General features: G+C 34.7%; 10 protein-coding genes. 7 read left to right on the top strand and 3 right to left on the bottom strand.

Going from position 1 to position 12,682, the window contains the following annotated elements; all coding sequences use genetic code 11:
* The 6 genes from K6343_00315 to K6343_00290 form a co-directional block, all read left to right on the top strand.
* Positions 1 to 323 (top strand): hypothetical protein (locus K6343_00315; GenBank protein MEF3244418.1); only part of this gene is annotated, 323 nt, incomplete at its 5' end.
* Positions 320 to 1,036 (top strand): Sir2 family NAD-dependent protein deacetylase, encoded by a 717-nt coding sequence (locus K6343_00310; GenBank protein ID MEF3244417.1) that lies wholly within the window; start codon positions 320 to 322, stop codon positions 1,034 to 1,036. The genes K6343_00315 and K6343_00310, both read left to right, overlap by 4 nt.
* Before the next feature lie 14 nt (positions 1,037 to 1,050).
* Positions 1,051 to 1,737, top strand: a complete 687-nt coding sequence (locus tag K6343_00305) for a metal-dependent hydrolase (protein MEF3244416.1) — start codon at positions 1,051 to 1,053, stop codon at positions 1,735 to 1,737.
* Between the two features lie 58 nt (positions 1,738 to 1,795).
* A complete protein-coding gene (locus K6343_00300) occupies positions 1,796 to 2,809 on the top strand; it encodes an S-layer homology domain-containing protein (protein ID MEF3244415.1) in 1,014 nt (337 codons plus the stop codon).
* 10 nt (positions 2,810 to 2,819) lie between these two features.
* Complete coding sequence (locus tag K6343_00295) at positions 2,820 to 3,980, top strand: nicotinate phosphoribosyltransferase (GenBank protein MEF3244414.1); 1,161 nt, start codon at positions 2,820 to 2,822, stop codon at positions 3,978 to 3,980.
* Complete coding sequence (locus tag K6343_00290; GenBank protein ID MEF3244413.1) at positions 3,980 to 5,173, top strand: replication-associated recombination protein A; 1,194 nt, start codon at positions 3,980 to 3,982, stop codon at positions 5,171 to 5,173. Before K6343_00295 ends, K6343_00290 begins: the two co-directional genes overlap by 1 nt.
* 792 nt (positions 5,174 to 5,965) lie before the next feature.
* On the opposite strand, the gene K6343_00285 is transcribed toward K6343_00290, so the two are convergent.
* The 3 genes from K6343_00285 to K6343_00275 are packed head-to-tail and all read right to left on the bottom strand — an operon-like array spanning position 5,966 to position 11,754.
* A complete protein-coding gene (locus K6343_00285; GenBank protein MEF3244412.1) occupies positions 5,966 to 9,202 on the bottom strand; it encodes an AAA family ATPase in 3,237 nt (1,078 codons plus the stop codon).
* A gap of 3 nt (positions 9,203 to 9,205) precedes the next feature.
* Entirely contained in the window at positions 9,206 to 10,855 is a 1,650-nt protein-coding gene (locus K6343_00280) for a formate--tetrahydrofolate ligase (GenBank protein ID MEF3244411.1), read from the bottom strand.
* 2 nt (positions 10,856 to 10,857) lie between these two features.
* On the bottom strand, positions 10,858 to 11,754 hold the full coding sequence (locus K6343_00275) for a hypothetical protein (GenBank protein MEF3244410.1): 897 nt from the start codon (positions 11,752 to 11,754) through the stop codon (positions 10,858 to 10,860).
* 820 nt (positions 11,755 to 12,574) lie between these two features.
* On the opposite strand from K6343_00275, the gene K6343_00270 reads away from it, so the two are divergent.
* Positions 12,575 to 12,682: GIY-YIG nuclease family protein (locus K6343_00270; GenBank protein MEF3244409.1), on the top strand; the 108-nt coding region annotated here is incomplete at its 3' end.

Here is a 12,682-nt window from a genome sequence, read left to right as displayed (position 1 = left end):
AAGAAGATTTTTTGGATAGCTTTATAAGAATCAATTACGAACTTGCTACCGCAAAAAGAGAGTTATTTTTTATTGTTGGTGAAGAACAACTGATCAATGAGATAAAAGAGCATATTGAAAGCATTATCGATGATGTTGACAGCAAAAAAAAGCCTTACACTTATCTTACCTTACATTTTTTCTTGGGAGAAGTATACTTCTATCTTAAAGATAAAGAAAACGCAATAAAAGAGTATGAAATTTCTTACAATACAGCCGTAAACTTCGATAAAGAGCTTGCTTCAAATTTGTTAGAGGTTTTAAACAAGATTAAAGAGATATGATTGAAAAAATTGGAAGCCTAATAAAATCGGTAAAAAACATTGCAGTCTTAAGTGGGGCAGGCATTTCGGTTAACGCAGGTATTCCTGATTTCAGAGGAAAGCAAGGTATATACACGCTTAAGAAGTTTTCTCCCGATATTTTTGATATCAATTATTTTTTTGAAAATCCAAAACCTTTTTATGATTTTGTTAGAGACTTTTATCCAATTTTAGAGCATGCTCAACCAACATTTACCCACAGGTTTCTTACGGATCTTGAGCAGTCGCACTCCGTGTGCATTATTACCCAAAACATTGACTTACTCCACGAGAAAGCAAACTCTAAAAATATTATTTACCTTCACGGGAATGTAAAAGACTCTTACTGCACTAATTGCGGTAAGTATTTCTCATTAGAAGAGACGAAAAAGTTTATTTTTGATAGTGTTATCCCTCGATGTGATGAGTGTGGGGGAATAATAAAACCTAACATAGTATTTTTTGGTGAGAGTGTAATTGATTTTGACAAAGCAGTAAAGTGTGTAAGTGATTCTGAAATGTTTTTTGCATTAGGCACTTCTTTTGAGGTATATCCTGCTAATATGCTTTTGGAATACGCAAAAGGATACAAAATCCTTGTGAATAAAGACAAAACTCAGTTCGATAAATTTTTTGATTATGTATTCCATGAAGACCTTGATGAATTTTTCAAAAAACTTTCAAGTGTTTTATAGAAAGGAGGTAAAAAATGAGTAAAATTTTATACCTTGGACATTCTGCTACCCTTATCTTAAAAGAATCAGGAAATATAGTTATAGACCCTTTTTTAGATAACAACCCTTTAAGCCCAATGAAAAGTAAAGACGTAAAGGCTAAATACATTCTCATAACACACGGACACGAAGACCACTTAGGCGACACTGTTTCTATTGCAAAAGAAAATAACTCAACAGTTATTACAAATTTTGAACTTGGAGTCCACATTAAAAAACTCGGTGTTGAAGATGTTGTAATGATGAACATTGGGGGAACTTATCGAGCAGATGATTTTTCCGTCAAAATGGTATTTGCACTACACAGTTCTTCTTATGAAGTGCAAGGCAACCTATTTTACGGAGGGGCACCTGCTGGCTTTGTTGTAAAATTACAAGACCTAACAATTTACCATGCAGGTGATACAGGACTTTTTATGGATATGTCCCTTATAGGAAGTGAAAATACGATTGACGTTGCCCTTCTTCCCATAGGTGGTTTTTACACAATGGATATTGATGATGCAGTTTTTGCAGTAAAGTTATTACATCCTAAGTATGTTATACCAATCCACTACAACACATGGGATGAGATTAAAGTTAACGTTGAAGAATTTAAAGAGCGTCTGGAAAAAGAAACTCGCTCAACATGTATTGCCTTAAAACCGGGTGAAGGTTTTTAAAAATAAATGGAACAAAATATAAACTTAGCGTATCTAATTAATGGAGGTGAAAAACAAAATGAAAAAAATTTTAATAGTAATTTTAGGAATTTTATTACTTTTTGTAAACTTAGGAAGTATTAAAGGAAAATCAATGCTTCAAGGTAAGGCTTCAATGCTTCAAGGTAAGGTTGTTACCGACAAAAACGAATACGCACCAAACGAAACAGTAAAGTTTCTTTATGTTGTTACAAACCCCACAGCAAGTGCTGTTACTTTAACATTCAACACAACTCAAATCTACAACTTTGTTATTATGAAAGACAATAAAATCATCTTTAATTGGGGCATAAATATGATGTTTGCTCAAGTGATTACAAAATTTACCATACCTGCAAATGGAAGTAAAGCATTTTCTATCTTGTGGGATATGATTGATTTAAAAGGAAACAAAGTCCAGGAAGGAACATATACTGTCAAATTCTACCTAGTTAACAACAACGGGGCTGAAGCGCAAACAACATTCACGATTGGCAAAAGTAGCGAATCAAATGCAGTATTTCCTGATGTAACCGATTACTATATCTCAAAATATTTAAAAGTCCTAGTTGATAAAGGAATAGTTAAAGGATACCCAGACCACACTTTCGGTGCAACAAGAAATTTAACAAGGGCAGAGGCAACCGTCCTCATACTAAGAGCACTGAATATTGAACCACAAAATTTTAAAATTTCAAGCTTTGAGGATGTGCCTGTAAGTCATTGGGCTCACAATTACATAGAAGAGGGTGTAAAAAGAAATATCATAAAAGGGGTTGGCAACAACTTATTTGCTCCATCAAAAAATATCACACGTGGAGAGTTTGTAACAATTCTTATGCGCGCTCTTTCCTTAACTAACGAAAACGCTGTCTCTATTTTTGTTGATGTGCCGTATAATTATTTTGGCTATAGGGAAATTGCCACTGCTTTTAATTTAAATATCGTCCAAGGAAGTGTTGAGAATAACAATTTGAAATTTTATCCAAATGACCCAATAAAAAGAGTCGATGCCGTGCTTATGCTTGCAAGGGCAATGGATGTAAAACAGTAAGGAGGTTAAAATGTTTATTGCTGATGAAAACAAGATTAAAGAAGGACTCACTACAGACATCTACTTTGTAAGAACTGAAGAAATTTTGAAGAAAAGGGGTATTGACAACCGTGTTGTTGCAGACTTCACCATACAAGGTATGAAATACCCGTGGGGTGTTTTTGTAGGGATTCCAGAAGTTGTTGAAGTGCTTAAAGGAAAAAAGGTAAGTTTATATGCTCTTGAAGAAGGAAGCATCTTTACATCAAGAGATATAAACGGCTACCCTGTGCCTGTAATGATAATCGAGGGACCTTATCTTGAGTTTGCACGTTTTGAAACTCCGATTCTTGGGTTCATATGTGAAGCCTCAGGTATTGCAACAAAGGCTGCAAGAATGAGAAAAATTGCGAAAGATAAAAACATCCTTTCTTTTGGCATAAGAAGGATGCATCCTGCAATAGCACCAATGATTGATAGATCTGCCTATATTGGTGGTTGTAATGGGGTATCAAGCTTAATCGGGGCAGAGACCATTGGAAAGAAACCTACAGGCACCATCCCACATGCACTCATTATTAACATGGGAGGAATTGTTGAAGCAGTAAAGGCTTTTGATGAGATTATTGATCCAAGCGTTCCAAGATTAGCACTTGTAGATACCTTCCAAGATGAAAAGTTTGAAGCTCTTCTTGCCGCACAAAAACTTGGAGAAAAACTCTACGGTGTAAGACTTGACACACCATCTTCACGAAGAGGTTCAATTCTTGATATTGCAAGAGAAGTGCGGTGGGAACTTGATTTAAGAGGTTTCAAACACGTAAAAATCTTAATTTCTGGCGGTATTGATGAGGATTCGTTAAAGAAACTTGTCGAATCAAATGTCGTTGATGGATTTGGGATTGGCACATCAATCTCAAATGCAGACACTATAGATTTTGCAATGGATATTGTGGAAGTAAACGGAAAACCTATAGCAAAACGAGGAAAGTATTCGGGAAGAAAGAAAGTTTTTAGGTCGTTTAAAGATGGTAAAGTCCTATATGAAGTAAAAAAAGCAGATGAGAAAGGAAATGGTGTTGAAGCCTTAGTGCCTTTAATTGTTGATGGAGAAGTCGTTTACAAAGAGAAGTCACCCGATGAAATAAGAGAATACGTATTAAGTCAATTAGAAAAAATTGAAGAGGTGTAATGATTGATAACTCAATACCACTTGCAGTAAGAGTGCGTCCCAAAACATTAGAGGAATTTGTTGGGCAAAGACATCTTTTGGGGCCTTACGGCCCTCTATTTAATATGTATAAAAGTGGAAAAATTTCATCATTTCTTATTTGGGGACCACCAGGAAGTGGAAAAACAACCATTGCAGAGATTTTTACACAGAATAAAAAACATATCACAATTTCTGCAACTACGGAACATATAAAAGAGGTAAGAAAGATTTTAAAAGATTTAACAAAAGAGAGCCTTTTTGAACCGTCTATACCTATTGTAATAGTTGACGAGATACAGCACTTTAACAGAAAAGAGCAAGATGCCTTCTTAACGTTTATAGAAGAAGGAAAAATAACTCTTATTGCACTTACTACAGAAAACCCTTCTTTCTACATTAATAATGCGCTTCTCTCAAGGCTCGCTGTTTTTGTATTCAATAAACTCACAGAAGAAGAAATTAAAACAATACTTGAAAATGCCATTAAGAAAGACGAAAACTTAAGACAACTCAAGTTTGAGAATGACTTAATTGATTATATTGCAAAACTATCCGATGGTGATGCAAGAAAGGCTTTAAATATCCTTGAGAACATTGTAAAGAATGTAAAAGGCCAAACAATAACTTTAGAAGAGGCAAAAGATTTTACTCAAATTACACTCTCCTATGGAAAAGAACAACATTACGATTTAATCTCTGCTTTTATAAAAAGTATGCGTGGATCAGACCCAGATGCAGCTATCTACTACATGTATAGGATGATTGAAGGAGGCGATGACCCTCTTTACATAGCAAGAAGGTTGATCCGTTTTGCTTCTGAAGACATCGGCTTAAAAGACCCAATGGCACTTGTTGTTGCAACAACTGCCTTTCAAGCATTTTCAATGATAGGACCACCCGAGGGGTATCTTGTGCTTGCAGAGGCATGCGTTTATCTATCAAAGGCTCCAAAGGATAATTCACTTTACTTAGCTGAACTTGAAGTAAGGAATGTTATTGAAGAAACAGGTTCACTTCCAGTGTCTCTTAAATTAAGAAACCCTGTAACAGACTTAATGAAAAAATTGGGATACGGAAAAGATTATAAATATCCACACGATTTTAAAGACCACATAGTTGAAGGGGAAACATACTTACCAGAAAAAATTAAAGGTAAGAAATTTTTAAAGTGAATTCCTAATAGGACGTCTTTACGAGCCGAAGTCCCACACTTAGCTGTTCTTTCAAGGCGCCTCTTTTTGGTCTTCTGAGGCAAAGTCCTCCCACTTGGTTATTCTGACAAGGCGAAACCCCGTCCGTCATTCCGAGCATATTCGCTTTGCTCGGAGTAAACTCTACGAGTAATATTGCATTTTTATACTACCTTTGGTGTTATTCTAACGAGGCGTCTTTTGCCGAGGAAGAATCTCGTCGTTTTACATTCGAGGGGGTGAAAGTCCCCCCTCGATACTCCCCCAAAGAATGAGATCCTTCGCTATCGCTCAGGATGACATAGTGGATGTCATTCTGCACTCTTTTCCTTGACGAAGTCAAGTGGCGTAAGCCCGAAGAATCTTTCTGTTTATTACTTTTGGTGTTTGGGGGAGTCTTGAGGGGGTGTCTTTTACCCCCTCAACTTCAAGATCCTTCGCTATCGCTCAGGATGACAAAGAAAAAGGGAATCATGATGACCAGGAAAAGGGAATCAGGATGACCAGGAAAAGGGAATCATGATGACCAGGAAAAGGGAATCAGGATGACAAGGAAGGTCGCTCAGGATGACAAGGGAAGAAGGTTCAGGATGACAAGGAAGGTCGCTCAGGATGACAAGGGAAGAAGGTTCAGGATGACAAGGAAAAAGGGCTCAGGATGACAAGAAAAGTCGGTCAGGATGATTAGAAGGGAAACACTTAAGATGAACATAGTTCAGGGTGGTATTAATTGTTTTAGGGTAGGAGTTTTATAAAAGAATTTTTAAAATGGACCTATACTAACTTTAGGGAGACTGCTTTTGATATTCCGTCTTCTTCCATTGTGATGCCGTAAAGAATATCACCTTTTTCCATTGTTTGTTTATTGTGCGTAATGATAATGAACTGTGATTTTTTTGAAAATTTCTCGATTAAATTACCAAATTTATAAACATTTTCATCATCGTAAGAAGCATCTATTTCATCGAGCACGTAGAATGGTGATGGGTTTACCTCAAAAATGGCAAAAAGAAACGCAAGGGCAACAAGTGATTTTTCTCCTCCAGAAAGCATATTTAAAGGTTGCTTTCTTTTGAAAGGAAGCCTAACTACCATTTCTACACCTTTTACTTCCCCGTTATCGTCGTATATCTTTTCTAAATCTGCTTCTCCTGAGCCAAAAATACTTAAAAAAATGTTTTGGAAGTGTTTTTTCAGATCTTCAAAAGTTTTATCAAAGGTATTTTTGATTTTTGTATCAATTTCTTTTACGTATTTTTGAAGTTCTTTTTTTGAAGTTGCAACATCCTCATAGGCAGATTTCTTTTCCTCAAATGAAGTTTTTAAAGCCTCTTCTCTTTCAACCGATGTAAAATCAAGGGGGGTTAGTGTTTCTAATTCCTTTTTTAATTTTAATATGTTTATTTTTAATGCTTCCTCATCAATTTCATAATCTAATTCATAGACTCTTAACCCTTTTTCTTTTGCCTCGTTAATGAGATTTTCAAGATTCGTTTCTTCTCTTGCAATGTTAATTTCTATTCTTTGAAGTATGTCTCTAAAAGATTCCTTCATCTCAGTATGCTCTTCAATTTTGGCTGAGATATTTTTTATTAAGTTTTCAATTTCAGTAAAACTTCCCTTTTTTTCTTCTAACTCTTTCGAAAAATGTAAAATATCAAGTTCTAAAGCGTTTAATTTATCAATAAGGCCTTTTAAAGCGCTTTCTTTTTCGTTTATCAATTTCTCAATGTTTTGTTTTTCTTTCTCGATTTCTTCTAAATCCCTATCGATGTTTGTGGTGCGCCTTCTTTTTTCATCAATTTCTCGGGTGGCGTTCTCTAATCTTAACTCCAATTCCTTTTCTCTTAATTTCAGGTTTGAAATTGTGTCTCTTAGCGTTTCAACTAACTTTCTTGCCGAAGATAACTTTTCATCATCAAATGAAATGTATTTTGACATAAGTTCTTCTAAATCAGTCTTTAGTTTAGAAACTATTTCTGTTTTTTCTTCTATCGTTTGCTTATAATTTTCGATTTCACTTAACAAGTTTGTTTTTTCTCTTTTTTTTCGATCGGTTTCGTTTGCCTTCTCTATATCCGTTAGAATTTCTTCTTTCTCTTTTTCAAGTGTGAGAATTTCTTCTTTTAAAACATTCATTGAATTTGCAATGTTTTCACTTTCTTCACGTAAGGACTTGTATTCGTTTTCAATTTGCAAGTTTAAGCCGCGTTTTTTTTCCACTTCAAAGGGAGAAAGCACCACGTAGCCATCTTCTGTAATGATTTCTCTTATGTAGACTTTATTAAAATTCTCTCTAAATACCTTAAGTGCACTTTCAAGGTTTTTTGCAAGATATATGCCGTATAGGAATTTGTTATTTTCCTTAAAAAAATTAGAAATAGGTATTAAATTATCGATACTGGTATTTTCAATGTTAAATTGAGTATCTAAGAAAAATCTTTCTCCATCTTTTGCTTTTATTTCTTCGATACTATTCACTATAATACCTTCAAAGTAATCTTTCAAACCAAAAATGTTTTTATCAACCTTAAGATAATAACCCAAACTATTTTCTTTAAAAGAGGGGATTCTAAAAGCGTCAATTTCTTTTTTAAGCGTTTTTAATTGGAAGCCTATTACAGCGTGCTTTTTGTCTATATCTATAAGTTCTTCATTTTTTTGCGAAATTTCACTCTCGATATCTCTTAATTGGCTTTTAAGAGCGAGGGTATCGTATTCCTCTAAATTTTCGTAGAGTTTTAGTTTTTTATTGATCTCCTCAATTTTGAGTTTGGCAAGTTCTATTTCTTTTTCAAAACTTGCAATCAGTTTTTCAAGTTTAACCCTTTTACTCTGTTTTTCAGATAAAAGTTGTTTAAACTCTTCAAACTCTTTTTCAAGGGGGATGAGAGCATCTAATTTTTCTTTTAGTTTTGTTTCAGATTGCGTTAGTTGAGCTTTTACTATGTTTTGTTCGTTTTCAAGTTTTTCAATATTTTTTTCAATCTCTTTTGTATCAAATAGAATATAGTTTTTTGTTTTTTCAAGTTTTTCTTTTCTTAGGTTTAGTTCTGTAAGTTCGTTTTTCTTTAAGTCGATGAAATTATTATAAGAGTCAATTAGATTTAACAATTTTGTTTTTTCGAGGATTAGACTTTCTTTCTTTTCTTTTAAGTCTTCTAATTCCTTTTGTTTAAGAGTAAATTCCTTGTAATTGTCTTCGTATGCCTTTTTTAGGTCTAAAAGTTTCTCAACAATACTACCTTCTTCTTTCTTTTTTTCTTCTAAGCCAATGTTAAGCATTTCGAGTTTCTCTTTTACCTTTTCAATTCTGTAGTTTAAAAGTTTTTCTTCTGCTTTTTTCAAGTCAGATTGCAAAGCATAGTATATATGAACCTTTTTTGCCTCTGCAAGCACTTTTTCGTATTCTTCTTTAGCAACTTTAAATAGGGAATAGACTTTTAGAAGATTTTCTTCTGCTTCCAAAAGGTTTTTTTCTGCTTCTTCCTTTTTCTTCCTTAAGTCAAGAATTCCCGAAACCCCATCGATGATATTCTTCTTTTCTTCGGGCTTTGCAAGGAGGATCTCTTCAATTCTTCCCTGTCCCACAATTGCATGGTTGATGCCGAAGATATTTGCCTTTTTAAAAATCTCGAATACATTTTCTTTTCCTGTTTCTTCTCCATTTACAAAATACCTTGTGCCTTTATCTCTTACTATTCTTCTTTCAATGATTACCCTAGGAGTTTTAATGGGAAGAGTCCTATCTTCATTATTGAGAATGATTTTTACCGAGGCAACATTCATTGGAGCCTTGGTTGCTGAGCCAGAAAAAATTAGATCACTTGATACTCCTGCTCTTAGTAAGTTAAGTTTATTCTCGCCAAATGCAAAACGTATTGCATCAACAATGTTGCTTTTGCCCGATCCATTTGGGCCTACAATACAGGTGATGCCCTTTGAAAGGACAAATTTAGTATTTTTTACAAAAGTTTTGAAACCAAAAATCTCTATACTTTCAATAAACATCTATTAAAAACCTGAAATAACGCCATCGTTATCAATATTAAGTCTATTTGCAATAGGTTCTTTGGGTAGTCCTGGCATGGTGTTTATGCTACCAAGAATAGGGACAATAAAGTTAGCGCCTGCAAGTGCTCTAACCTCGTTTACCGTAACTAAAAAATTCTCCTTTCTTCCTACAATTTTTGGATTATCTGTTAAAGAAGTTTGCGTTTTTGCCATACAAATAAAGGTATTGTCAAGATTAATTTTTGCAATGTCCTTCAAGTCTTTTTCTGCGGTATCGCTATACACTACATCTTTTGCTCCATACATTGTAGTTGCAATCTTATAGATTTTTTCTTTAACTGGTTCGTTTAATTCGTAAAGAAACTTGGGCTTTGTAGGTGAAGCAATTTCTGCCACTATCTTTGCAAGTTCTTCGCCACCTAAACCACCTCTTTCGTATACTTCTGATAAGGCAAATTTTACACCTGCTTTATCAAGCAGTGATTTTAAGAGATTAATTTCTTTCTCTGTGTCTTTATAGAATTTGTTAATTGCAACAACTACATTTAAACCAAAACTTTGCATGTTTTCGATGTGCTTTTTGAGATTTTCAAAGCCTTTGCTGATTGCTTCTAAATTTTCGATTTCCTCACCTAATTTTTGCCCTCCGTGGTATTTGAGTGCTCTAATTGAAGCAACAATCACCACTAAAGAAACTTCGAAATTCCCAATTCTTGAAACGATATCCATAAATTTTTCTCCACCAAGGTCTGTGCCAAAGCCTCCTTCAACAACTACGTAATCTGCGTATTGTTGGGCAAGTGAAATTGAAATAACCGAAGCAGTTCCGTGTGCAATATTTGCAAAAGGTCCTGTATGCACAAAAACAGGGTTATTTTCAAGGGTTTGCACTAAATTTGGGTTAATGGCATTTCTTAGGATTACTGCCATTGCACCAACTCCTTTTAGATCCCTTGCAAAAACGGGTTGTTTGTCGTATGTGAAACCAACAAAAATATTTGATAAACGTTTTTTAAGTTCCTCAATGTCAAAAGATAACCCAAGGATTGCCATAATTTCTGATGCGGTTGTTATTTTAAAATGCTCTTCTCTTATAACTCCGTTTCCTTCTCCCAATCCGATGATGATGTCCCTTAGGGCTCTTTCGTTCATATCCATAACTCGTGAAAATTTAATTCTTTTAGGGTCAAGGTTAAGAGGGTTCCCTTGATGTAGGTTGTTATCTATGAGGGCAGATAGTAAGTTGTTTGCATATTCTACTGCAGGGAAATCTCCTGTAAAGAGGAAGTTAATATCTTCTATTGGTGCAACCTGTGCAAAGCCTCCGCCTGTTGCCCCTCCTTTTACGCCAAAAATGGGACCTAAAGATGGTTGCCTTAGTACCCCAATTGCTTTGTATCCTACAAGATTTAAAGCATCAGTAAGTCCAATGGTTGTTGTTGTTTTACCTTCACCATATGGAGTAGGAGTCATCGCAGAAACAAAAATCAGTTTTCCTTTTGTTCTATCAATGGATTTTAAAAGCCTGTGGTCAACTTTTGCTACGTATTTACCGTAGAGTGTAAGACTTTCTAAAGGTAAATTAAGGCGTTCTGCAATTTTTTCAATTGGTTGTAGTTTTGCGTTTTTTGAAATTTCGTAATCGTTCATCTTTATACCCCCTTAATTTTTTTAATAATATTAACAAATTCTTCAAAACTTGCAAATAGCCTTTTTAAACTGTTTAAGGCCCTTCTTCTTGTGTTTTCATCTATCTTTTTTTGTTGACCTAAAAAGGGTTTATTTCCTTGTCTTACTTTTATAAGCCTTGTAAATTCTCTATAGTACATTAGGGCATCGCTCAAGGCAGATATTCCAGTATTTAACAAATTCTGTGTAATTCTATCTAAAAAGTAGTACATCCCAAGGGTATACGTATAAATGCCGTAATAAAATGAGAACTGTTCAATAAAAGACTCTGTAATGTTTGTTAGCTTGTCTCCGTTAAAGTTGGAAAAATCTTTTATAAACTCCATTAAACCAGTTAAACCTTCGTAATGATTTGTATTTGATATAGCAAGTGTAAAGTTATTTATAAACTCTTCTTTTATTTTTTTGAATTTATCTTTTGTATAGAGGTCTTTTCGCTCAACTTGGGTTGTTTCTAGAATTAGAAATTTTGTGTTATTTTTAAGAATGTCTTCCGTTGTGTATTCAAACCGTTCAAGGCCCTTTTCAACTAAAAAAGTGTTTGTGAGGTTCTGGATTACCAATAAGCCTTCAGGAAAAGTAATAAAAGGTGTGTTGTTTTCGCTTGTAAATTCAATTTCTTTAAGTTCAAATTGTAGGTGATCTTTCAGGTTGGTTTTAATGGATGCTAAATTTAAAAAAACAAAAGGATTTTCACTATTGTAGATGAAGTTCAAGGATAGCCCAGAGAAAACGGAGAGTTCATGTATGAGGATTGGAATGTTTTTCAAAAGAATTAGTTTTTCCAAGGCAATAAGTAAATTGCTTTCTTCTAAATTTTGCACAGTTTTTAGTTGAGTTAAAATTTCATCGTAGTCCATTGGTTAAATTATTGCGCTCATCTTGCAATTGGGTGATTCCACTTTTAGGTGCAATCCTCAAAGAGCAGAAAATAATTTTAAGGAGCAATCACCCATAGCCTATTATAGCACAAATAATATTTTCTTCACTGTTATGCACTTCACTTATTTATTATCTTTTTAGTAATTCTGAGTTTAACTTCATCCTTGTGAGGTAAAGCCCACTTCGTCATCCTAACGAGGTACCCCTATGGTGTAATTCTGAACGCATTTGCTTTGCTCAGTGTAAACTCCGTGAAGAATCTTCCTGTTTTACATTCGATGGGGTATTACCCTCAACTTAAGGAAGAATCTCATTCGTTTATGTTTTTTAGTATTTGGGGGAGTTTTGATGGGGTGGTGTTTACCCTCTCAACTTCAAGATCCTTCGCTATCGCTCAGGATGACACCCTACTTCGTCATTCTGACGAGCGAACGAAGTGAGCGAGGAAGAATCTCATCTTTCATTCGAGGGAGTGCCTTTGTGGTGTCATTCTAAGAGCGTAAGAAATAAAGAATCTCATCCTTTACTCGAGGGGGTGGAATAATCCCCTTCGATACTCTTCCAAAGAATGAGATCCTTCGTCGCTATCGATCCACTTGACTTCGTCAAGGAAAAGAGTGCAGGATGATAAGGAAAAAATGTTTAGGATGACTCCAAAGAGTCATTCTGAGGAGGCGTCTTTTTGCCGACGAAGAATCTCCTCCGTTCATCCTATGTTGTCATTCTGAACGAAGTGAAGAATCTCATCCGTTGAAACTCCAATATTTTTTTATTTTAGTCTATCCTTATAATTGAAATATGGGTAAGAAAAACTATTATGTTTACATTCTCACAAATAAGTTTAACACCGTGTTATATACTGGAATAACAAATAACCTTAAGCGTAGAGTGTATGAACATAAGAAT

This window comes from Caldisericaceae bacterium, assembly GCA_036574215.1.
In the GTDB taxonomy this organism is placed as follows: domain Bacteria; phylum Caldisericota; class Caldisericia; order Caldisericales; family Caldisericaceae; genus Caldisericum.
Note: the sequence above shows the minus strand (reverse complement) of the source record. Positions and strands in the feature narration are given on the sequence as shown.